The organism is Desulfovibrio mangrovi, assembly GCF_026230175.1.
GTDB lineage: Bacteria > Desulfobacterota > Desulfovibrionia > Desulfovibrionales > Desulfovibrionaceae > Halodesulfovibrio > Halodesulfovibrio mangrovi.
The window spans coordinates 181647-204536 of the sequence record NZ_CP104208.1 but is presented as its reverse complement, the minus strand read 5'-3'; the positions used below and the strand labels follow the sequence as shown (position 1 = coordinate 204536).

Here is a 22890-nt window from a genome sequence, read left to right as displayed (position 1 = left end):
CTAGATTCTGTATTTATCCATCACGGGCACAGCGTGCCGTGTGACAAACCCCTGCAACACGGCAACACGCGCAAGCAACTTGCCGGCAAGGCGGTTGACATACTCAAGATCCTGCGCGTCCAGCACGCCGAACCGTACGGTACTCCACAGGTATCCCGCCGCCACAAACGGCAGAAGAAGAAAGACCAGCCAGTCGGAGAGTTGCATGGCACACCAAAGCACCCCGCCCAAGGCAGTCGCCGAGACCAGACAGACCAGAGCCTGACGGGCAGGAAACAAAAGGCGCATGTGGCGGGAAAGAAGGAAGGAGCCGAGCATGAGTCCCAATGCTTTCACAGTCACGGTTGCGTATACCGCGCCCATGAAGCCATATTCCGGGATCAGCAGGTAGTTCAGAGCGACATTCAAACCGCCACCGGAAGCTTCAATGACGAACTGCTCGCGGGTTCTGCCCAGCGCACCCACAAGACACGTGAACAACGAAACGCCGAATCCGTTGATGACCATGAGCGCCGCGAGCCAGGAAAGCGCCGGAGCCGCAACAGCATACTGTTCCCCCGCGACAACACGGATCGCCAAGGAGGAAACGGCGGTCATCCACAGGGCAAGAGGCGCCATGATCCAGCACAGGTGCTTGGACATGAAGGCGAACAGCGCCTCAAGCTCGCTCAGACTCCGCCCCACCTTGAATTCCGATGCTGCGGGAAACATGACGCTTCGCAGCAAGGTGGGCACAAAGGCCAGCATGCCGGCAGCGTTTCTTGCAACCTCATAGTAGCTGAGCTCCGCCACGGCCTTGCCTATGGCTGCCAGCATCAACTGGTCGGTGTATGTATAGATATACCGGAACAGCTGCCCCAGAACCAAGGGCAGGGCGAAAAGCAATACCGGGCGCATTTCGGCCAGACTCTGCCTGAAGGTCGGGCTTTTCAACGTGGAACGGACGTAACGCAGATAAAACCAGAAAACCACGCCGGCAGTAATGATGAACCCCACTTGCTGTGCGGCCACAATGCCGATCAGATGCAGCCCGAGAAGAGCAGCTGCAATGGCAAGAATGGTTGAAGCGGTAATATTGATAATACGGACAACCAGAAGTGCTCGCCAGGCCTGCGCTCCTTGCAGCGCATTGCCGAAGGGGCCTTCGATAATCTGAACGGCAACCCCGATCGTCAACAGGACGATGATCAGTTCAAGCGTATCAGGACGGACGGAAGCCAGCGCTGGCAAATCCTGCGCCAATTCCACGAACTCTGCCCTGAAAAGGACCACCCCCAGCACAAGCACAAACAGGGTGCAAAGCCGGATAATGCCCGCAGCGCCGAGCGTTGCCCCCATCCGCTCGGTATCATCAGCGGCCTTGGCTGCTGCAAGGTGATGGATGATGGCGTCTCCCGTTCCCAGTTGGGCAAAGGTGCCCGCCACATCCCGTGCCATGCCGAACAACCCCAGCAGGCCGTACCATTCCGGTCCGAGAATGCGTGTCATGACCATCATGCGGGGGATTTTCATCAATGCCTCGTAGATGGAGGCAACCGTCCCCGTCCAGACGCCGTCCCAAATCTTGTGCAGCAAACCCATGATTACCGCCCTATAAAGATATGTAACGGCGCAGCACACTGCCCGCCAAAGTTGAGACAGCAACAGGCAACCTCTGCCAGCAAGCCACGGCCCACCTGCGGGATGCAGAGCCCTTTCCACTTCCGGTAGCTACGTCCATGCTTCCATCGGGAGAATGCCGCTCCCAGCGTAAGGCAACCGGCTCCGCCCCCCATTGCGCCTTGAAACGGTAGGTTCCCTCTCCGGGAGTGGAACGGCCGAAATCAAAAAGGCCATAGCCGTTCTGCGCCGCATATTCGAGCATGCTCCAGTAGAGGAGCATATTCGGACACTGTGCATTCCACTCACGCAGGGAGGAAGACCACGGCACAGTTGCCGAAGTGCCGTTGAGCAACAGCACCGATGCCGCCACGGGCAGCCCTGAAGCTTGATACACCACGAACACTCTTGCATCGTCTCCGTACCCGGCGGCAACTTCCTCAAACCATGTCCGTGCATGAGGAGGCGACCCGAGGTCCCGCATATTACGGGCATAGATTCCATAAAATGGTTCGATCAACTCGGCTCCACCAATCCGACATGCCATTCCCTTTTTCACGGGACGGTTCACCTGATTGCGCAGTTTGGATCGAAAAGACTGCCATAACACCTCGGATGTTGTGGCAAGCGGTAGACGCATAAGCACCTTTTGCGGATCAGTTTCCGCGCCATGTGCCGTCTGTTCATCTTCGTCGAGGGCTGCGACGCCATGCGTCCCCTCTTCCCTGTTATCTACCGGCCGCCGGAGCTCCAGGGCGCACCCTGCGCCGCGAGCCAGCTCAAGGGCATGCGCCCGTAACTTCACAACAAGTTCCAACGAATCAGCCAACGCATCACCGAAGTCACAGAAGGGAAGTGAGGTAAAAACAGGATTACGCCCGGGAACCGCATGACGGACCAGAGGCATAACGCCGACGAGCGCCCCCTTCCTCCACAAGCTCAAAGGAACGGAAGAAAAGCCATACGCACGCCGGACAGCCTCCAGCCAGGCAGTACGGTGGTACGGACCGGCAGCCGGATGCCGGTTTACATAGGCATCCCAGATCGGCCGCTCTTCCGGCATCAATGCTCTTAACTCATCATGCATCGTCTTTCCCTGAAACAGGCTCCGTTACGTTGCCGGAATCATTGAAGCAGATCGTCCAACCCCTTGAGGCAGGATGACCACCGATACTTCTCTTCAACAACCCTGCGGCCGTTTCTCCCGACAGCCTCTGCGCGCTCAGGCTCCCTGAGCAGCGCAAGAACAGCGCTTGAAAACGCCTCGGCATCCGCCCTTTCAACCACAAAGTCATGATTCGCCCTGCCCGCAATGCCGGTCACTGCCTCCGGCGTTGCAACAACCGGCCTTGCCATCGCCATGGCCTCAAGCACCTTGTTCTGTAATCCCCGTGCGATACGCAACGGCACAACACAAAGAGCCGCATCACGAGCATAGAGCCGCACATCCGGCACCTTGCCCGTCACCGTCACCCCGTCAATCGCAGCCAGATGCTGGACGCGCGATGCAGGATTGCTGCCCACGACGAAAAATTCCGCATCCGGCAGCACTTCCCGAACCAGAGGAAAAACAGAACGGGCAAACCACTCCACAGCGTCAACATTCGGCAGGTAGCTCATGGCGCCGCAAAAAAACATTCTGTGGTTCCGCACAGGAGGCATTGCCGCGAAGGTATCCATATCAACACCGTTCGAAAGCCCGGAAACCCCCTCCGCGGCACAAACCCGCTCACGAAACACCCCGGCTTCGTCCTCCGAAACAAACAGAACATGGTGGAACCTTGCGGCGATCTTCTGCTCATAGCGCCGAAGCAACGCCGCCTCCAATCCATACACATGCCGCATGGGAAAACCGGCAGACGCTGCGTAATCCCGCCACTTTTCTGAATCGACATCCATGAAATCCATCAGCAGCTTCAGGTGTCTGCTCTCTGCCCGGGCCGAGGGGCGGGAGGAAGATGAAAGAGCCGGACTCCGGAAAACATACTCGGCCATGGGAGCGCATACACACAATACCGCGCGCAGCCGCAAAGACGCGGCCTTCTCATCAACCCACCGCTGCAATTGCGCACTGCGGAAATATTCCACGCTCATGGAGTTGCCCCGCAGCACACCGAAGAAGCTGATCAGCTTGCTGCCGAAAGAGGAAACGGGAACCAGCATCACAGAAGCGCACAAAGCCTTCAGGGTTTCGCAATGCTCCATGTCGGCCGGATCATCCACCAGCGCCCCGAGATGCACCCGCCAGCCGGAGCGCACGAGATGCAGCAGCATATTATACGACCGAATCTTGTCCCCCTTATCCGGAGGATAGGGGATACGGTGGCACAACATGAGAATATCCCCGCGATGGCCCTCCACTGCTGGCCGGATGTCTGCCGGGACCTTATCCAACGTCATATCATGCCACCTTCCGGTAAATTTCGACATACATTGCAGCAATGGCGTCCCAGGAATTGCGCTCCGCCTCGGCATACAGCTGAGCGCCGTCCCATCGGGTCGCAAGGGCATCACGCAGTCCCTGCGCAAGCGTACGAGGCGCGTTGTCAGAAAGCAGCACGCCGAGGGAGGGGGAGTGCAAAATCTCTCTGATGCCGCCCACAGCCGGCGCAACAACAGGCGTTTCGCAGGCAAGGGCCTCATAAATAATCGTGGGCCAGCCCTCGCTATGACTCGAAACAGCCAGAACCATCGCCTTGCGATACCATGCGGCAAGCTCTTCACGCGAAATCGCTCCGAGGAAATGAACCCGCCCACGCATGTCCAGCAACTCGGCCTGTTCCTGCAGACGGTCGAGCTGGCTTCCTTCACCGGCAATGACCAACGCACAATCCTGATCAAGCATGGCAACCGCCTTCAGCAGCTTGTCGAAGCCCTTGACCGGTTCCAGCCTGCCTACTGCGAGAATGACCCGCTTTCCCCTGACGAGAGAGTCGATGCTATCCGCCAACGTGTCCGTCTCCGCAGCTTGCGGGCGGAAACAGTTCAGGTCTACGCCGTTGGGAATATGAAACACCTTTGTCTGATCAATACCCAGAGAGCGGACTTTCTCGCACAACGCCCTCGAAACGCCGACCACGGCATCAGCCTTCAATAATGTTCGTACAATGCGCTCTCCCCGGACGGGGCAGGATGCGAGCATGTTGATGTCCGACCCGTGCACGGTCACAACCAGAGGCAATCCCGCCTCATCCGCCAACGTGGCTGCAGCCTCCGCTTCCGGATAGGCATAATGGGCATGCACCAAAACAGGATTGCACGAGAGAGACCACCGAAAACTCCTGCGGGTGCAGGCTGCCATCATGCGTCCCGCCCAACGGGAGCCGATCTTGGGGATGCTCCAGAACGTGGGGCGAAGCACATCCTGCTCCCCTTCTGCCGCAAAGGAAAAGGGAGGCTGCGATGCGAACAACCTGCGCCAGCCGTTCTCCGGAACGATGGCGGGAACGGCGCACAAGCGGGAAAGCGCCCTGCGCAGCTCATACACAAAGAGTCCGTGAACGGGATTCCAAGTCCCCGGATACAGTGAGGCATAAAACAGCACCGGCCCCCTGAAATGTGTCTGTTCCGGATGCATCACTTCAGCCTGCCCGTTGCGGTTGCACGAAAAGGAGAGAGGGAAGAGGCGGCCTTTCGCAGGAAGTCGACCGCTTCCTGCAACGCAACGGCGAGTGCGATGATCCCTGCCCAGGTGGCCAGCAGCGACAGCGCACCGCTCCCGGAAGAAAACCACACGCCGTAACGCAGCAGGGGAACCTGCAGCAGATAGATGGGCAGGGAGTAGATTCCGAGCAACGTCAAAAACCGTGAAACGCCCACATACTTAAGAAGCAGTACACACAAGGCCCATGACGCGGGGATGATCAGAACCTCCATCGCGGCATACCCGAGCGGGGTCTGCAGATACACGCCATCCGCGATCAGAAAATACCCTGCCCCGCAAAGAAGCATGACAGCCGGAGCAACGAAACCGTTCCCGGCCGCCTGCAACCACCGCGTAACCGTCTTCATTCTGTCTGCCAGCAAGACGCCCAGCATGAATGAAAGGGGAAAGCGCAACCACATTGCAGCCATGAAATATTGGTCCGCATTCCATTGAAGAACCGCCCAGAGAGCGCCGCCTGTGAGCGCTATCGCAGCGTGCCTCAATGGTTTCGAGGCAATGCATGCGGAGAGGATGAAGATAAGATACCATGCCCAGATGGCCACAAGAAACCATTCCCGCATTCCGAGCAGCGTCAGGGGGGAGAGTTCAAGCGCCATATCCCTGCCCATGAGCGGACCGAGAAGCGCTCGTGCCTGCAGACTTAAAAAGACGACCGGAGCCAGCACCCGGAAACGGTGGGCCAGAAAAGCCGCTACGCCTCGTGGCCGGGCCTCCTGAGAGAGGGCAAGCCCCACCCCGGAGATAAAGAAGAACAGAGAGACGCCGCTGAAGAACTCGCCTCCTGCAAAAAGATACCAATACGCATCGGGATGATAGAGATAGGTGTGATGGTAGAGGACAAGAAAGGTTGCCACTCCTTTGAGCGTGTTCGTGAAATCCTTGTCCAGTTCAATGCCACGTGCAGGCAGCAACCTGCCCCTGCTCCTTGTCGAGAGCAGAAGGAAAAGCACCCCACCCCAAAAAACGGGAAGAGCCAGACTGGCCTTTGTGATATCCATTCCCTTCTCCTCGGGACCAGAACACCCGTTTTCACTTCAACACATCACAACCCCTGCCTGAAACAGTTACACCGAGATATCGTGCTTCTTGAGCAGATCGTAGAAGGTAGGCCTGCTCACGCCGATGGACTTGGCTGCCTGCACGATATTGCCGGAAAACCGCTTGAGCGCGGCATCAACCATTTCCTTTTCAATCGCATTCCGCGCCTCTTTCAACGTAAGGTTCGATGCCTGCCCGCTGGGTTGCGGAGCCCGTTCGTCAAGATTGAGGTCCTCGGCAGATATCCGCTGTCCGCCTGCCATAATGACGGCACGACGGACCTTGTTTTCCAATTCGCGTACGTTGCCCGGCCAGCTGTAATGCAGCATCGCCTTGCGGGCAGAGGCGGTAAACCCGCTCATGGCGACATTGTTCTCGTGCGACATCTGCTCAAGGAACATATCCGCCAGCAGAAGCACATCGTCCTCACGCTCGCGAAGCGGGGGAAGATGAATGCTCACAACCCCGATGCGGTAATACAGGTCTTCACGGAACCTGCCGTTATGCATGGCTTCTTCCAGATCAAGATTGGTGGCGGCGATGATGCGGGTATTGACCGAAATATCCGACCGGCCTCCCACCCGCTGAAAGACCATCTCCTGAAGAAAACGTAACAACTTCACCTGCATGTTGAAAGGAATGTCGCCAATCTCATCAAGGAACAGGGTGCCCTTATCAGCAAACTCCACCTTCCCCTGCACTCTGCTTATGGCACCGGTAAATGCGCCTTTCTCATGACCGAAGAACTCGGCTTCCAGCAAATTCTCCGGTATGGCCCCACAGTTGATCGTAACCATGGGCGCAGATTTGCGCAGCCCTCCGGCATGAATGGCCCGGGCAACAAGCTCCTTACCTGTTCCGGACTCGCCGGTAACCAGCACGGGCACATCGGTGGCCGCCACCTTGCGAATGGCATAATACACATCCTTCATGGCCGAGCACTTGCCGATGATGCCATCCATACAGTCATCTTCCCCGCCCGTATGCGAGGCCGAAACAAGAGACGCTCTCGCACTCTCGCTTCTCAGACTGTGCAGATAGAAACCGCGATTGATGAGAACCTTGATTTCCGACAGGTCCACTGGTTTTCGGCAAAAATCGTATGCACCGTAGTTAATGGCCTTCAACGCATTTTCCCTGTCATGATGTCCCGTTATGACAATAACCTGCGTCTCCGGCTTTTCACTCAGCATCTCCTGAAGCAGCCGAAAGCCCTCACTGGTTCCGTCAGGATCCGGAGGCAGGCCAAGGTCCAGCGTCACGACGCCTGGGGCATGCTCCCTGAACAACGCCATGGCCTCTTCCCCGTCCCCTGCCAGATGCAGAGAATACCCTTCTTTGGAAAGCCCCCAGCGCAACTGGCTCCGCACATCCTGATTATCGTCAACTATGAGTAGAGCATGCATATTCATACCCCTCTGCATCCTTCGGTTTCAGCACGATCTTCTAGTTTTGTCCGGGGACAGAGCCGAACGAGAGGGTAAAGGTAGCCCCCACTCCGGCCTTGTTCTCGACAAGCACCTTGCCGTTGTGCGCATCCATGATCTTGCGGCAGTGGTAGAGCCCGATACCCATTCCCCGCTTCTTGGAGGTACGGAATGGAGTGAACAACCCTTCCCGCAGAATGGTCTCATCGATTCCGCCGCCCCTGTCAGACACCTTGATAAAACGGGAGAGACCGTCTCTTCCCACTTCCACGTCAATATATGGCTCTCCGCCTGCTTCAATGGCATTGGTGAACAGATTGAGAATAACCTTCTCCAACTGCTCCTTGTCACCCAGCACTTCCTCCGGCCCGCCCCGAACCACAACGGTGGCCTGCGGCACCAGAGCGGCGACACTTTCCGCCAGTGCGGCCAGTTCAACCGGCTCTCTGGACAAGGAAGACCTGTCGGGCACCTCGGTAAGCTGGCGGATAAGCTTCATCATATTATTCACGGTATTGCGGAGCGTACGGAGAAGGTCGTCCTGAAACTCCTTGTTATCCATGAACTCCTGCGCATTGCCGAGCATCAGAGAAAGCGGGTAGACTTGATTCTTCAGGTCATGAAGGATCAGGGCCGCTACTCTCCCCATGGCCTCCATCTCTCTGGCCACGGCAAGCTCCTCGCCATGGCGGAAACTCCGCACCGTCAGCCCTACCTGCTGCGCTTCCACAGCGAGCAATTGGAAGTCCTCCGGCCCATGTTCTTCATTGAAGTCAATCCCGCGGCCGAAAAGGAGAAGGCCCTCAGGTTCAGTGCCTGCATGAACAGGAAGCACCATGGATATTTCCGCCAGCACCAACCGTTCGTAGGTTTCCGGAGAAACTCTGCCTTCAAGCGAGGCCAGCGGAAGAGCTTCACCTCCCATGGCAAAGAGGGCCTTGCTGTCATCACGGGGAACATCCGCAAACAATGGTAGTTCATGAAACACACCAGTCCGCAGGGTACAGGGGTCCGTACGGTCTGCCGGCAGAAAGCCCGCCCCTGCAAAACCGAACGTTTCACACATGTGCACCAGAACGATATGCAACAATTCAGATGTATTTCTGGCGGTTGACATATTTCTGGTCAGTTCCATCCACTGCTTTCTGTAATCGTATTTTTCCTTGAAGAATAACGTGTACATCTGCAGGCGCAGCTTTCTCCGTATCCTGTCGGAAAACAGCATGATGGCGCCACCAAGGGCCACACAGAACAGCAACGATATCAACGCGTACTTGGAAAAAGTGGCTCCGAAATACCGGTATCCCTCCAGAACGACCCCCAAACCGAGCAGATACACGCCCGCAAGAATACTCACTGCGGACCGTGCCATCTTTCGTCCGGACAGCATGACGCCGGAGCCGTTCCGGACGGCTTCGCTATAGTAGAACAAGACGCAGCCGATGATTACCCCGAAGGACTTCAGGGTAAGGTAATCCATATTGATCATCCGTGTTATGAGCGCCTGACTGTAGAACAGAACATGGACGGCTATGATGGTGCCTGCGCCGAGCAATGCATATTTCACCTTCCAGCGCACGCCATGCTCTGCAGAGGCCAGAGAAACTTCAATGTTGCCGATGGCTATGAAGAAGAACAACAGAATCTGCAGATAGAAGAAAAATGAGAGAGGTTCCAGGAACAGCGCCTGATCAAACCTGAAATCGGGAGAATAGAAAAAGGCATCAGGCTTGTTAAGCACAGCCACGATAAGAGGAATGAAGGAACCGTAGAAGAACACACCGCTTCTTCCCTTCAGCGATGACAGGCTGAACTCACGGACATAGCTGTAGCTGAACAACAGCCACGCCGGACACAGCAGGGCATGCATGATTATGATCGGATGCAGAAGCCGGTCGGCAAGTTCCGGCATGGTCAGCAATGCCTGCTCAAGTCCGATAAGAATGCCGCTGACAAGAAAGGCAGGCAGGCTCCAGATGGCACTACGCCCTCTGCGCAGTCTGATTCCACCCAACACCACCAGCAATATGGCCGCTGTTCCAGCTTCTATGATGCCAAACATATCACTCCCGCCCGTTAAACCGGAATGAATTGCCTCAATACGGGATAGAACTCCCGCACGAAGCTTTGAACAGTCTCATTATCGACCTGCACATCACCGCTCGTCGGAACAGACACCCTAACCAGCAGTGCGTCGCGACGGTTATGAAGGAGCACTCCCATGATCTCGGCAAACTTCAGTGAAAACTCGTCCACGTATGAGACTCCGAGAACATCGAACCAATAGTAAAAGACAACGACATTGCCGTCCTTGCCATAGACCGCCCGCATCGCCGTAATGTTCTGACCGTCTTCCAGAGCAAGAGAGACCGTATCGATTCTCTGCTCCAGCCAGCCGCTCCCCGGCAGACAGTTCTTGGGAGAATGAACAGGCCCCGTCTCCTCTCCACCCCCGTGATAGCCGACATACAGATCGACAACCGCACCGTCCCTGCTCGCGTAGCGACGCAGCATGTAGTCAGAAAGCTGCAGAATACGCAGTTCACCATCGGTCATGCTGAAACTTCTCTGCATCATCCACTCCCCAAGCTGGGCGGGAAAGGTGGCAAACGGAATGTAGGAGGGAGTGGATACCGCAGAACGCATTCCCCCGAGCACACCGAAAGCAACAAGCAGCAAGGAAAGAAGAATGGCCCTATTTCGCATGAAAGCGCCCTCCGACAAATCGCAACACAGCCCCAAAAACAACCAGTCCAGCCAACGCGACCAGAAAAACGGCTATGCCGGCAAACTCATGAAAAAAACCTTCAGCCGCTTCAGCGCCATAATACCGTGAAAGCACTCCGGTGCCGTAGACCCGCAGCACATTGCTTCCCACAGCTATGGGAACGGTACTCAGCACCAGAAGCACTCTCTGCCACGGATACCTCAAGGCCAGGAAAGCATAAGCCACCCCCATGGCTATAAGGCTTACAAGAGAACGCATGCCGCTGCAGGCTTCAACCACCTCAAGCGTGATATTGGGGAATATGATCACATTACCTTCACGCAGCACGGGCAGGCCGGAAAACTTCAACAGGAAGACTGCCACCCGTGCTACGAAGAGCTTGAGGGGAAAAGCCAATGAATTATACACGGTATATGGCAACGGCACCATGAAAATGAGATACGCGATCGGTAAGGCGGCCAGCCTCAGAATCTGGTAGCCGAACAGGTTCCAGATGCAACCGGCAAGAATGACGATGAGGGACGTACGCATGAGGAAATATTCCTGCACTACGGTGCCGGCAAGATACATGGCCCCGCCCATCATCACGAGAACAAGCCCCCAGAAGGAAGGAGCCACAGGAGATGACACCAGCTCCACTCGGGAACGCCAGAGGAAATAGGCCGCAATTCCCGGAATAATAAAGCCGTGGGAATAGTTCTCGTCATTGAGCCAGTCATCAACCATTCCGCCTACAATGCCGAAATACATGAAGGCCATCGCCAGCAACGGCAAGAGCATCCAATAGTAACCACGTTGATCAACCACGCTCATTACCCTCATCGCTACAGCCCCTCCTGCTGCGGAACCGCTCCTTTTTCAGCGGGGGCATCTTCCCGGATACCAACTCCGGAAGACGGCCCTTCCTCCGCCTCCGCCAGAACGCGTTTCTGCAGAACATCACCCATGGTTGAAAAACGATTGCGGCTCAAAAGATAGCGCAGGCGCTGTTCCATCTTGTCCAGATTGAGATAGTGCCTGAAACGGGACCTGCCTCCGACACGCACTCTCGGCTGTTTCGGATCTATTTCCCACGGATGGAAGTACAGCACTGCAGGACTGCCCTCCTTTTGGTTCACATAGCGGATGCCCCGTTGCACCAGTCCCGGATGCAACAGCCTCAGGTACCCGCCTCCGGCAATGGGGAAATTCCAGGAACGCCCCCCAAGTGAAAACGGCACGGTGGTCGGGGGAAACTCGAGAAGTTCGCCTCGCTCGCGGCGAATCACGTAAGGAAGGCGGGGTGCATCGGGAATGCCGTAAAGATCATGATAGATGGGAAAGATGCTGGAGTCGTAGAGGTAGCCAAGCTCGATCAGTACATCGAGCACCCACAAGGTTGCAGAAGAGATGGACCAACTGGGAGCGCGGTAGCCCACAACAGCCATGCCGGACAAATCCTCCAGCAGGGAGCGGGAACGATACAGTTCTTCGCGCACCTCGGCCCGTTCGAGATGGTGCAGTCGCCGGTGTGAGCAGCCATGGCTTGCTATTTCATGTCCGGCTTCAGCAATATGACGGACAAGGAAGGAATATTTCTCGGCCACCCAGCCGAGAACAAAGAAGGTTCCGCTGACCTTGTATTCGGCAAATAGCTCAAGCACCCGCATGGTGTTACCCACCACGCGATGCGGCATGCCATCCCAGTCGGAAGGAGAAATGACACTCTCGAATGCGCTGACATGAAAATAGTCTTCCACATCAACGGTGAGAGCATTGGTCAGGCCGCCAGATTCGGCCTGCGCATCAAAAACGATGCGTTGCGATGGTAAACGGGGACGGTTCCGCCCCGTCGTTCCGGAGAAGTATCCCTGTTCCATGCCCCCCATCCTCCTGCGACACCGCGCAGGAAAGGGGGATCTAGAACTTGACCTCCACTCCCAGCTCTACGCGGTTTACGCTGTAGTTGCTGTCCTCGTCCGTACCCGAGTAGGAATCCTTGAACTTGTACCTCAGATAACTGCTTACCTCTTCTGTGAACAAGTAAGAGAGGCCCGTGCTTGCAAAAAAACGCTGCACATAGTCGCCGCTCTTATCCTGAAAATCCATGCGGAGATCCGCATCAAGGCTCAATCTGTCCGTCAGTTCATGGGTTACCCCCACGCTGGGAGTAAACGTCTGGGCGTCATAGCCGGAAGAATCCCTGAGCTCCTCGGAACGGGCACCGCCGCCCTGGTCGGAATCAGAATATCTCAGGCCTCCCCGCAGTTTGGTACGATCAAGATCCCAGTCCGCCTTCAAAGAGTAACTGGTGGTTCTCAGGTCACCCTCGGTGTCCGGGTCCGAGGTAAAGGCGGTTGCAGATGCCAAGGTTAACGTCAGTCTGGAAATTCGCTTGGTCGCTTCAATTTCCCAGAAGGGATCCACCGCGTCGCCGCCGCTGTTGAACACCGTGTAATCGGCACCCAGACGGGCAGTCACATCAAACGTTTCCGAAAAGGCGTACCGGGCACCGCCATAGGCATTATGGCGTTTCAATCCGGTCTTGTTTTCCTGGTCCTGCGCGGTCAGGCTGTAGCCGGTAAGCAGGCCCAGACGATCCGTCAGGCTATAGTCGAGAGAGGTGTACCCCTTGTGCTCCTGCTTGTCCGAACCTTCATCACCGGAAGTATAGCGGACATCGAGAAATTTGTAGCCTGCGGTCAGAATGCCCTGATCAGACACATCGAACATGGCATACGGCGAAATGCCGAAGGTATTCCTGTCCACACGGTAGTTGCCGGTTTCATCATCCGCAACTTCACCACGCGTGCTGTCCAGATAGACCGATTCGTAATCTTCGGTAACCTCAAGGAACAGCCTGTCCTGCATCAGGGTGACAAGTGATTCCATGGAAAGATCATGAATCAGGTCAGTATTCTTGCCGGATGCATACATCTGATAGTCCCCTGCATAGGAGAGAGATGTCTGCAATCGCGGCCCGTCGTACTCCAACTCCATCAACGGCTTTATGTGCGATATATAATCCGTCTTACCTTCCGGAGTTTCATCCACGTTGTCCGTGTATTCCTCGGAAACACCTATCCCGGGCTTGAAAGAGAGGTCTCCGGCAAAAGCCTGAGAAGTGAGCAGCAACAACGTGCAGAAAAGCATGAATGATCTGGATAACAACATATCAACATCCATTGAGTTCGATGTACAACTGATCTTTACACTACAATCTTCCACAAATTACCCGGAACATTAAACCATTGTAAAGCTCAGGTCAAACCCAAGATACTGATAGAGACGTTACGCCCCCCACATTTTTCTGAACCAGCCACGCTGTTCTGTTTTCTCTTCCCTGAGCAGAGCCAGCGGTTTTTCATTCATTCTGGCTTCCAGCCTTGGAAAGGCCAGGCTCAAACGCCCAAGCTGCAAAGCGGACTCCTCATAAAACAGTTCAAGCCGCTGCAACCGCTCGTTCATCTCCAGAATATCGCCCTCATCCACACGTGGAATGCTGTTCTCCAGAACTTCTAGTCGCTGCTGCATCTCCCGCAGCATCTTCATCATCCTGTGCACCGCCTCACGGGACCGCTCGTTCGTGCCCTTATCCACTCCGGCACCGTTCCAGCCTTCGGGAATGGCGTGTTCACCATTGCTCCCGTTCCCTCCCTGAACCACCTGATCGGAAACGATCTCATCTTCGCTCCCGGGGAAATACACGTGGCGGAAATCAATCTCATCCACCACGCTGCGGACATTCTCCAGACCGATGCTCATCCGCTCGTCGGAAAACGCATCCAGCAACAGATAATCACAAAGAATATTGATAAGCCGGGGAATACCCTGCGTTGCCACATGCACTTCCTGAAGAGCACCCTCTCCCCAACGGACCGCGCTGCGGTTTCCCGCCCGTTCCAGACGGTACAGGACGTATTCGGCCACCTCGTCATCCGTAAGGGGAGCCAGATGCGTCTGAACCAGAATTCGCTGCCGCAACTGCCGCAACGAAGGCGAATTCAGCGTCTTCTTCAGCTCCGGCTGTCCCACCAGGATGATCTGAAGCAACTTCGCGTTATCCGTTTCCAGATTGGAGAGCATCCGCACCTCTTCAAGCAACTCGGAGGTGAGGTTCTGTGCCTCGTCAATGATCAGCACCGCCTTGTTACCAGCGGCAAACTGATCAATGAGAAACTCATTGAGGTCACGCAGCATGGCGACTTTATCCCGCCCCCCCACCTCCAGACCAAAGTCATCGTTGATCATGGAGATGAGCTGCGTGGAATCGACCCGAGTATTGAAGACCTTGGAAAGCACGGTTTTTCGCAAATCCCGCTTGAGCAGGTTGCGTATGATGGTTGTCTTGCCAGAGCCAACCTCGCCGGTCAGCAGAATGAAACCCGACCTCTCCCTCAGTCCGTATTCCAAATAGGCAAGAGCCTTCCTGTGCACCCTGCTAGGGTACAGAAAGCCCGGGTTCGGCAACAATTCAAAGGGCTTTTCGCGTAAACCGAAGTAGTGGGTGTACACGCTCTATCCCCTTCTAGATCTTATGCCCATAATGGTAGCCGTAATAATACGAGCCGGGGGAATTGGCCTTGGTTGCGCCATTGTACACAATACCCAGAACATTAGCCCCGCTGAGCGCCTGAAGCGTTTCCTGCACCTCTCTCACGGAAACTGCGCGTTCACGGACCACCAGAAGCGTGCCGTCGACAAAGCGACTCAGCACCCGCGCCTCTGCAAAAGGAAGAACGGGCGCCGTGTCAATAATGACATAACGGTCTGGATAACGGCTCTTGATCTCTGCCAGAAAGTCTTTCATGAGAGAGGAATTCAGGACTTCCACCGGGTTATCAACCGGCCTGCCCGCAGGCAGGAAGCTCAGGCGTCCTATCCCTGTGGCAACAAGGGCGTCCTTCACTTCGACACCATCCAGCAGGCATTCTGCGAGCCCCGGCTCCACTGCCGTATTGAAGTAGTTGTGACAGGTGGGGCGACGGATATCAGCATCAATCAACAGAACGGTGTGGTCAAACTCCATGGCAAGGCTCACCGCAAGGTTGACGGCGGTGATGCTCTTGCCTTCACCAACAGTTGCACTGGTGACCAGAACCGTATTCTGGAACCCTTTGGAGTTGGTCAACTTGACCAGTTGTTCCTTGAGCTTGCGATACTCTTCGCTGGCAGGAGAATACAGCCCCTGAGCCGCAACGATCTTGGATGTATCTATCTCGGGCGTCTGGCGCACCAGCGTCGACTTTCCGGATAATTTCAACCGTGGGGCCACATGCTTGGCCACCCTGCCGGGAGCTGCGCCAGCGGAGGCAGGTGTCGCAACATCAGAATCACCTTGCATCGGCTCCGGAGTCCTGTTCCGTTCGGAGGCAGCTCCTGCAGCCCGCTCCAGAATGGAAGGCTTTTCCTCCCCCTCGGCAGCAGTCTTTCCGGCCTGCAGACTTTCCGCCCGCTCAAGGGCACGTTCAATTCTGCTCATGACAGAACCTCCCTTTCCCCGCTAAACGATGTTCGACACCATCCGAACCAAGGTGTTCACGGCATCCTCTATGTATGTGAGCTGCTGGGCTTCAATGACGACCATCCCGATAAACAGGGCAAGAATACCGCCAAGCACGGAGAGTGTGCGCCAGTGCTCCCGCAGCAGTCCGTCATCATTCTTGAGGCTGTCGATGTCCGGCACCACGACCATGATCGGAATGCCGAAACGCTCCAGTTCATGATACGCTTTCACTCTGCCATCAAGGAAGTCGAGCAGCAGGACCAGTCCGGTCCCGCCCCCGATCCCGAGGAACAAGCCTGCAAGAAGAATGAGCACCCTGTTGGGGCTGATCGGATACACCGGCAGGGTTGCGGGATCGATCACCCTGAAGCTCACAGCCTTATCCTGAAGCTCCATCTGCTTGGAAACTTCTGACTGACCATAACGGGCCACAAGCTGCTCGTAGATTATGCTTTCTTTCTTCTTCTTGCGTTCAAGCTCCTGCAGTTCGGAACGCATGGCCGGAATACGCCTGAGCTGGTCGGTACCGTCCACAATCTGGCGCTCCAGCCCCCGCTCGATCTGCGCTATGGCTTCCAGCTCAACCCTGGTCTCCTGATACTCTGCAGTCCCGTAGACAGCCCGTTTCTCGCTCTCGCCGTTGCGCGATATCTCGTGCTTGACCGCAACGATCTCTTCCTGCACCCGGCGAACTCTGGGATGATTCTCCGTATAGTTCACAAGCAGGGAAGTACGGCCTGCCTCCAGATCTTCAAGGCGCTTTCTGAGCGGGGTGTTGCGAACCAGCAGACTGCGTTTGGCCACCAACTCATTCTTTCTGATGCGCAGCCCCTGCAGTTTGGCTTCAGCCATTTCGATTTCCTGCCGCAATATCTGCTCGTTGGCATTGAGCGCCTTGCCGTTACGGGACAGATAGTCGTCGATATCAACCTGAGCCTGCTCGATACGCTTGCGGAACAGTTCAATCTGGTCTGCCAGAAAGCGCGTGGCTTCAAAGGCTTCTTCGCGTTTGGAGGTGGTGCTTTCCTCAATGTATCGTCGGATCAGCGTATTCACGAAGTCCCGGGCGCGGGCCGGATCCTCATCCACATAGGAGATGAAGAACAGGCCCTTGCTTTCATTGAGAGATATCTCCACCTTGCTGCGCACGGTATTGATGAGCGTATCCAAAGCCGGTTCAGAGTCGGCATTGACATCCATATCCAGCTCCCGGATGACCTCGAGAAGCATGGCCCGGCTCAGCATGGTCACATTGAGAACCTTGATCTTGGCCGACATGGATGGGGTAATGGCTATGCCGCGCACAAGGTCGTTGATCACACTCTGCTCAATGTACACCGTCCCTCTTGCCTCATAGCGTTTGGGCAACGAGTAGCTGAGGACGACGGCCCCCAGAACGAACGCAAACAGGATCGCTGAAATCAGGACAATCCTGTCCACAAGCAGCTTCACAATGCGTTTGACGACGTGCCGACTGTGATCAAGACCTTGCATGACAAACCACCATTCCCTAGAAAAGTCCTTCGCGTACGATAACGTAATCGCCTGCAACCAAGTTTACGTTCTGCTCAAGATCTCCACGCTTGATGAGGTCTTCTCCCTTCACCTTGATCGTGGAAGTCTTGCCTGCCACCTTGCGGATAATGACCGTGTCATTCTCATCAGCATATTTTCCGAATCCGCCAGCCTGCAGAATCGCCTCAAGAATGGTCACGCCCTCATAGAAGGGAATGGCCTGCGGAGCCTGCACTGCGCCGAGCACAAAGACGAAACGGTCTTCCCGGTACGGAATGAATATACGGTCGCCGGGTTCGAGCACGATGTCGCGGGAGGTTTCGCCGCGAAGGAACAACTCCTCAAAGCCCTCAACCACCTTTTTGTCATCGCGCATCACATATGCCCCCTTCAGGTCGGCCATATTGCCGGGGGCAATGGATGAAAGCAGCTGAAGCAGGGTTGTGCGGCCATCCAGGGGCACCACCTTGGGTTCCACACCCTGACCATGGACAACAACGGAGTTGTTACGAAAAGCAAGAACCGTGACCGTGACTATGGGGTTACGGACCAGAGTCTTCAGCTTGTCCACCAACTCTTTCTGCAGCTCGTTAGGCGTCTTCTCCGCCGCAGCCACTTCACCCACGCCGGGCATGGTAATCACTCCGTCAGGACGAATGGCGGCCTGAATATTCAGGTCAGGTTCGCCCCACACGTTGATGGCAACCGCGTCACCGGCACCAAGCCGATACTCGCCGGCAAACGCCGAAGTCGTAATCACTGCCATAGCCAGAAAGAACATGATGGTAACAAAGGCTCTTTTCATACTATCTCGCCCCTTTTCGGAATACCACGACGCCAATCGTCAGGAGGATCACCCATACATCAAACAACGGACTGTAGTTCTTGATATAATACAGGTCGTAGCGCAGTTTCTCCACGGCATCCTGCAAGGATGCACCATAGGGATACCGAACCTGCGCCCAACCGGTAACACCGGGTTTCATGTAGTGCCGCTCGGAATAGAACGGAATTTCCTTCTTCAGATTCTTCACGAACTCCGGACGCTCAGGTCTGGGGCCGACCAGACTCATCTCGCCACGCAAGACGTTGATAAGCTGGGGCAATTCATCAAGGCGGGACTTGCGCAAAAACGCGCCAAGACGGGTAATGCGCGGATCATCCTTGCTGGCCCAGACAGCTCCGGTTCCTACTTCAGCATCCTGACGCATGGTACGGAGCTTGAATATTATAAATAGCTTATCCCCCTCGCCTACGCGAACCTGCCTGAAGAAGATGGGACCGGGGGAATCAAGCTTGATCGCAAGCGCCACCAGCGGGAAGAACGGAAGACAGATTGCCAAACCGAACAATGCCCCGCAGATATCCAGCACACGCTTGCAAAAACGGTACGCGGTAGAAATTCTGAAGCCGGAAGAGAAAATGAACCAGCTCGGCGTGATGTTCTCTATGAACAGCTTCTTGTTCACGCTTTCATAGAAGGTAACCGCATCCACTACTTCGATGCCGCTCATGCGGCACTGCAGGATCTCGTCAACGGGAAAGGCCCCGCGCCGCTCCGAGAATGAAACGATGACCTTGTCGACCCCTTCCCTGCGAAGGTATTCGTGCAACTCCGTGCCATTGGTTATGGCATACAGCCCGTTCTGGTCGCAGGTAACGTCAGAGCAATCCACTACCTTCTTCAAACGGAAGCGACCATTGCTCCTGAGCACAAGATCTTCAGCCTGGCTCACCTGCGCACCGTTACCAATGACAAGCACCTTGGGCGCGAGAAAAGGCAAGTACAGCCAATACTGACTCAACACTTCCACTCCACAACGGAACAGTCCGAAACAACACAGGACGACGAGCATCTGATAGGCGTGCTGACTGAACATGCCGACCAGCTGATTCAACAACAACAGCACGCTTGTGGAGATCAACATGAGCAGGCCGGTAGAAAAGAAGATGTCGTATTCCTTATCCTTGTTATTCCTGCCTGCCACATAGGTATTGGCAAATACCGAAGCGCAGAGCACAACGGCACAGAACACCGAGAATTCCATAACCAGTATGGCGCGGTCTGCATCGGCTCCCAGAGCATTGATCAACGGCATGCCACCGACCAACACACCTGCGACAAACCACAAGCCGTCCCACATTATTAATGAAATAGCCATATTAGCCTCCTCTCCCCAGATAAAGGCCGCTAGCTCTTATTCAACTCTCCCATAAGCTTCCTGGCTTTGTCCGATTCAGGGAAAGTTCCCATCTCCAGAGCAGACTTGAGCTCTTTCTTCGCCTCGGCCACTTTGCCGGCAGCAGCCAGAGCGCGCCCAAGCTGGTAGCGCAGAGACGGCTGGTCCGGCACGATGGCAATAGCCCGTTGGAACACCCGAACAGCATCGGCAGCCCTGTTGTTGCCCAGAAGCACCACACCCAGCGTATCAAGCACTGCAGGATTGGCAGGAGCCTTCATGTATGCGGCATAGGCGATTCTGAGAGCCTGTTCCTTGTTGCTGTTCGAGTCGATGTACAGCATGGCCAGATTGTTCAGCACGGTGAGGTCTGCGGCACCGCCCTGCACCAGCCCCTCGTACACCTTGATTGCCTCTTCTCTCTGTCCCTTCAGAATATACAGGTTACCCAATGCGCTCTTGGCGGGCGCATAATCGTCATATCGCTTGATACAGGCCGAAAGATACGTTTCCGCCTTCTCAAAGTTCTTCTGGCGTGTGCTCATGGCAGCTTGCTCAAGCAGCAACTCGGGAGAAGGTGTCGCCTTGTAAGCCTGTTCAAGTCCTTCAAAGGCTTCCTTGCTCTTTCCTTGCTGCTCAAGAGAACGGCTGGCGAAGATGATGCCCAGTTGAGCCTCTGCGGGTGTCCTGGCAAAGGTTTCAATTTCCCGGGCAACAACCAGAGCCTTGTCATACTGCTTGGTCTGGCTGTAAATCCGGTACGTTCCGGCACGGGAAAGAATAGGCATGGTGCTGGCAACAGACTCATACACTTTCAGAGCTTCATCCGGCTTGTTGGAATTCATGAGGATATTCGCCCGCAGATTGACAAGCGGCTCGGAACCCGGCCCGCCTTCCGCAGAGGAAAGCGTAGCCAGAGCTTCATCCGTGCGCCCCATGCGCAGATAGCGAACGGCTATCAGTTCCAACGCCATGGGCTGGTGGGAAATGGAACGGGCCTTCAGCAATCGCGCTTCAGCCGCATCATCCCGCCCCAGAACGTCCAAAAGGGCTGCTGAGGCAATCAGTCCCCTGACGGATTCAGGATTCACCGCCAGCAACGTGTCCAGCTCGGCCAAGGCCTTTTCCTGTTTCCCGTCTGCGAGATACAGATTGACCTTGTCAAAATAGGTAGGTTCGAACTTGGAATCGGCCTTGATCGCCCTATCGAGATGCTTTATCGCCTCAACCTTATTTCGTTCAGCGATATCCAGCGAGGCAAGCTGGTTGTACACCTGCGCATCGGAAGAACCGCCGGCACCCAACCCGCCTTCCAATACCTTTCGAGCTTCCTTGAGGTTCCGACGCTGTATATGGAAGTTAGCCAAGGCCGTTCTGGCCAGCAGATTATCAGGCGCACCATCAACAGCGGACTCCAGAGAACTCTGCACGGCCTTTGTCTCACCCTTGGCCTTGTAGATAGCCCCCTTGCGCAAGTGGGCCAGAACCATCCCCGGCTCCTTGGCAATGGCAGCATCAAAGGCCTGTTCAGCCTTATCCAGTTCGCCTCTGGCCATCAGGGTGTTCCCGAGCATGAAGTTGGCCCAGACGTTCTCCGGGTTAATTTCCACCAGCTTTTCGGTAACCTGTTCGGCCTCTTCAAGACGCCCCTGCCTCATGAGTATCGTCGCAATCATGCGACGGGCAGCCTCGTCGTTGGGCCAGTAGTCCACGATAACCTGAAAATGACTGAGTGCCGTCTCGACATCCCCCTTGGCATTAGCGGCGACGCCCAACTTGAAATAGGCATCATAGGTTGGCCGTATGGCCACACATTTCTGGAACTGGTTCAAAGCGGTGAGGTAATCACCTTCCCTGAAAGCAAGAACCCCTTCGAGCATTCGGGTATAATAATCTTCAGGCGCATCCTGCTTCATGGAAGCGAGCATCGCCTGTGAACCGTTCAAGTCTCCTTCACGCAGGAGCAGAACGCCAACCCAGTACCTGCCATAGACATCCTGAGGCTTGACCTTGAGCATATTGCGCAAGGCAACCATCTGGGTTTCCGCGGTGCCGACCTTCATTTCGAGATCAACCGCAAGCTTGAGGACGCCAACATCGTCAGGCGCTTCCTCGGTCAGCAGGGAAAGCTCGGAACGCGAATCATCATACATCTGCTGGAAGAAGTAATAACGGGCCAGCGCCAACCGGGCCGACTGACGCTTGGGGTCAATCTCAAGAGAACGCTTAAACGCCGCTATGGCCTCCGGCTTATCACGCAGAATGGCCTTGGCCAGACCGAGCAACTCCTCGCTCTCGGCATTGACCTTGGAGAGGTTCTCAAGACGCTTCAACGGGACGAGCGCTTCTTCCCCCTTATTCCAGGCTGTATACAAACGAGCCATGGCAATCAGCAGGGCCGGATCATCCTGTTTCTGGTGAAACGCTTTCTGCAACTCCTTCTCTGCCTGCTCGGGTTTGCCGCTGTACATGTACGCAATCCCCAGCTTCAAACGGGCATCGTAATACCCCGGATCCAGGTCAAGGGCACTCTTGAACAGAACTATGGCCCCTCCGGAATTCCCGTCCTTGAGCAGTTGTTCCCCTTCTTTGAAAAAATCCTTGCTGCTGTCGCCGGCGCAACCGGAGACAAACAGGGGCAGGATAATAAGAGCACAAAGGATAGTTCGGAAGAAAGCCATGATTGCTCCCATGAGAATGTTTAGCGGTGAACACCGTTCACCCGGAAGGCTTCGCCTCATACAAAGTCTCTTCCGACGTTTTAATCATTCCAATCACTGCCAAAGGCATGCCAACTATTCCGACAGATATTCAACAGGGATGAACGATCTGGAATACTTGTTTCTTTCACCAATACTGCCCGCTCATACTGTCACTATTCCTTACAACCGCCCGTACTTTTCACATGATTCTGTCCACAAATTCTGGACTGAATAACCCGTTCAACCCAATCTGATAAATTTACCGACAGTTTCATATTTTATCCTCATATGTTACTATGATGGACAAGTCTCCCCACTGTAATTGCACGTCACAGTTCTTCCACGGATTACAACCGGTTCATTTCATGCATGAACACAATACGCGAGGTTGCGACCTCTGAGGAGTATATCTGAAAAAAAACGGAGCCCTCGGCACAAACAACCCAAGAGGAACAAACTAACTCAGCGATTCTACAGTGAAAAAATTGAATCAGACATGAAATCAGCAGAGCATCCACCAAGTGAGGACGGCCCGATTTAGCCATACAT

The 22890-nt window shown here is 55.3% G+C and carries 17 protein-coding genes; all 17 read right to left on the bottom strand.

What is annotated here, in order from left to right:
- On the bottom strand, nt 1–1581 hold the full coding sequence (locus tag N1030_RS00900) for a flippase (protein ID WP_265827098.1): 1581 nt from the start codon (nt 1579–1581) through the stop codon (nt 1–3).
- A gap of 10 nt (nt 1582–1591) precedes the next feature.
- Nucleotides 1592–2686 carry a GNAT family N-acetyltransferase gene (locus tag N1030_RS00895; RefSeq protein WP_265827096.1) on the bottom strand — a complete coding sequence of 365 codons (1095 nt, stop codon included), beginning with the start codon at nt 2684–2686 and terminating at the stop codon, nt 1592–1594.
- A gap of 38 nt (nt 2687–2724) precedes the next feature.
- A complete protein-coding gene (locus tag N1030_RS00890) occupies nt 2725–3999 on the bottom strand; it encodes a TIGR03087 family PEP-CTERM/XrtA system glycosyltransferase (protein ID WP_265827095.1) in 1275 nt (424 codons plus the stop codon).
- Between the two features lies 1 nt (nt 4000).
- Complete coding sequence (locus N1030_RS00885; protein WP_265829117.1) at nt 4001–5176, bottom strand: glycosyltransferase; 1176 nt, start codon at nt 5174–5176, stop codon at nt 4001–4003.
- Nucleotides 5176–6264 (bottom strand): acyltransferase family protein, encoded by a 1089-nt coding sequence (locus tag N1030_RS00880; RefSeq protein WP_265827094.1) that lies wholly within the window; start codon nt 6262–6264, stop codon nt 5176–5178. The genes N1030_RS00885 and N1030_RS00880 overlap by 1 nt, the downstream gene beginning before the upstream one ends.
- A 66-nt stretch (nt 6265–6330) precedes the next feature.
- The gene (prsR, locus tag N1030_RS00875) at nt 6331–7710 is read right to left on the bottom strand and encodes a PEP-CTERM-box response regulator transcription factor (protein WP_265827093.1); all 1380 of its coding nucleotides are present in this window, start codon (nt 7708–7710) and stop codon (nt 6331–6333) included.
- A 40-nt stretch (nt 7711–7750) separates the two neighbouring features.
- Nucleotides 7751–9793 (bottom strand): XrtA/PEP-CTERM system histidine kinase PrsK, encoded by a 2043-nt coding sequence (gene prsK / locus N1030_RS00870; protein ID WP_265827092.1) that lies wholly within the window; start codon nt 9791–9793, stop codon nt 7751–7753.
- Between the two features lie 14 nt (nt 9794–9807).
- Nucleotides 9808–10437, bottom strand: coding sequence for an exosortase C-terminal domain/associated protein EpsI (locus N1030_RS00865; RefSeq protein WP_265827091.1), 630 nt, complete (start codon nt 10435–10437; stop codon nt 9808–9810).
- Nucleotides 10427–11272 (bottom strand): exosortase A, encoded by an 846-nt coding sequence (gene xrtA, locus N1030_RS00860; RefSeq protein ID WP_265827090.1) that lies wholly within the window; start codon nt 11270–11272, stop codon nt 10427–10429. Before xrtA ends, N1030_RS00865 begins: the two co-directional genes overlap by 11 nt.
- A gap of 11 nt (nt 11273–11283) precedes the next feature.
- The gene (locus N1030_RS00855) at nt 11284–12318 is read right to left on the bottom strand and encodes an XrtA system polysaccharide deacetylase (RefSeq protein ID WP_265827089.1); all 1035 of its coding nucleotides are present in this window, start codon (nt 12316–12318) and stop codon (nt 11284–11286) included.
- A 40-nt stretch (nt 12319–12358) separates the two neighbouring features.
- Entirely contained in the window at nt 12359–13612 is a 1254-nt protein-coding gene (locus tag N1030_RS00850; protein ID WP_265827087.1) for a TIGR03016 family PEP-CTERM system-associated outer membrane protein, read from the bottom strand.
- Nucleotides 13613–13729: 117 nt separating this feature from the next.
- A complete protein-coding gene (locus tag N1030_RS00845) occupies nt 13730–14953 on the bottom strand; it encodes an XrtA/PEP-CTERM system-associated ATPase (RefSeq protein WP_265827086.1) in 1224 nt (407 codons plus the stop codon).
- 13 nt (nt 14954–14966) lie between these two features.
- Nucleotides 14967–15920 (bottom strand): XrtA-associated tyrosine autokinase, encoded by a 954-nt coding sequence (locus tag N1030_RS00840; protein WP_265827085.1) that lies wholly within the window; start codon nt 15918–15920, stop codon nt 14967–14969.
- A 21-nt stretch (nt 15921–15941) separates the two neighbouring features.
- Nucleotides 15942–17438, bottom strand: a complete 1497-nt coding sequence (locus tag N1030_RS00835; protein ID WP_265827084.1) for an XrtA system polysaccharide chain length determinant — start codon at nt 17436–17438, stop codon at nt 15942–15944.
- 16 nt (nt 17439–17454) lie between these two features.
- A complete protein-coding gene (locus tag N1030_RS00830) occupies nt 17455–18264 on the bottom strand; it encodes a polysaccharide biosynthesis/export family protein (RefSeq protein WP_265827082.1) in 810 nt (269 codons plus the stop codon).
- 1 nt (nt 18265) lies between these two features.
- The gene (locus N1030_RS00825; RefSeq protein ID WP_265827081.1) at nt 18266–19621 is read right to left on the bottom strand and encodes a TIGR03013 family XrtA/PEP-CTERM system glycosyltransferase; all 1356 of its coding nucleotides are present in this window, start codon (nt 19619–19621) and stop codon (nt 18266–18268) included.
- A 29-nt stretch (nt 19622–19650) separates the two neighbouring features.
- Nucleotides 19651–22320 carry a tetratricopeptide repeat protein gene (locus N1030_RS00820; RefSeq protein WP_265827080.1) on the bottom strand — a complete coding sequence of 890 codons (2670 nt, stop codon included), beginning with the start codon at nt 22318–22320 and terminating at the stop codon, nt 19651–19653.
- Nucleotides 22321–22890 lie beyond the last annotated feature (570 nt).

What these genes read in the sequence shown, in the direction of transcription:
- N1030_RS00900 (WP_265827098.1), bottom strand. Translation starts at nt 1,581, where the DNA reads ATGGGTTTGCTGCACAAGATTTGGGACGGCGTCTGGACGGGGACGGTT.
- N1030_RS00895 (WP_265827096.1), bottom strand. Translation starts at nt 2,686, where the DNA reads ATGCATGATGAGTTAAGAGCATTGATGCCGGAAGAGCGGCCGATCTGG.
- N1030_RS00890 (WP_265827095.1), bottom strand. Translation starts at nt 3,999, where the DNA reads ATGACGTTGGATAAGGTCCCGGCAGACATCCGGCCAGCAGTGGAGGGC.
- N1030_RS00885 (WP_265829117.1), bottom strand. Translation starts at nt 5,176, where the DNA reads ATGCATCCGGAACAGACACATTTCAGGGGGCCGGTGCTGTTTTATGCC.
- N1030_RS00880 (WP_265827094.1), bottom strand. Translation starts at nt 6,264, where the DNA reads ATGGATATCACAAAGGCCAGTCTGGCTCTTCCCGTTTTTTGGGGTGGG.
- prsR (WP_265827093.1), bottom strand. Translation starts at nt 7,710, where the DNA reads ATGCATGCTCTACTCATAGTTGACGATAATCAGGATGTGCGGAGCCAG.
- prsK (WP_265827092.1), bottom strand. Translation starts at nt 9,793, where the DNA reads ATGTTTGGCATCATAGAAGCTGGAACAGCGGCCATATTGCTGGTGGTG.
- N1030_RS00865 (WP_265827091.1), bottom strand. Translation starts at nt 10,437, where the DNA reads ATGCGAAATAGGGCCATTCTTCTTTCCTTGCTGCTTGTTGCTTTCGGT.
- xrtA (WP_265827090.1), bottom strand. Translation starts at nt 11,272, where the DNA reads ATGAGCGTGGTTGATCAACGTGGTTACTATTGGATGCTCTTGCCGTTG.
- N1030_RS00855 (WP_265827089.1), bottom strand. Translation starts at nt 12,318, where the DNA reads ATGGAACAGGGATACTTCTCCGGAACGACGGGGCGGAACCGTCCCCGT.
- N1030_RS00850 (WP_265827087.1), bottom strand. Translation starts at nt 13,612, where the DNA reads ATGTTGTTATCCAGATCATTCATGCTTTTCTGCACGTTGTTGCTGCTC.
- N1030_RS00840 (WP_265827085.1), bottom strand. Translation starts at nt 15,920, where the DNA reads ATGAGCAGAATTGAACGTGCCCTTGAGCGGGCGGAAAGTCTGCAGGCC.
- N1030_RS00835 (WP_265827084.1), bottom strand. Translation starts at nt 17,438, where the DNA reads ATGCAAGGTCTTGATCACAGTCGGCACGTCGTCAAACGCATTGTGAAG.
- N1030_RS00830 (WP_265827082.1), bottom strand. Translation starts at nt 18,264, where the DNA reads ATGAAAAGAGCCTTTGTTACCATCATGTTCTTTCTGGCTATGGCAGTG.
- N1030_RS00825 (WP_265827081.1), bottom strand. Translation starts at nt 19,621, where the DNA reads ATGGCTATTTCATTAATAATGTGGGACGGCTTGTGGTTTGTCGCAGGT.
- N1030_RS00820 (WP_265827080.1), bottom strand. Translation starts at nt 22,320, where the DNA reads ATGGCTTTCTTCCGAACTATCCTTTGTGCTCTTATTATCCTGCCCCTG.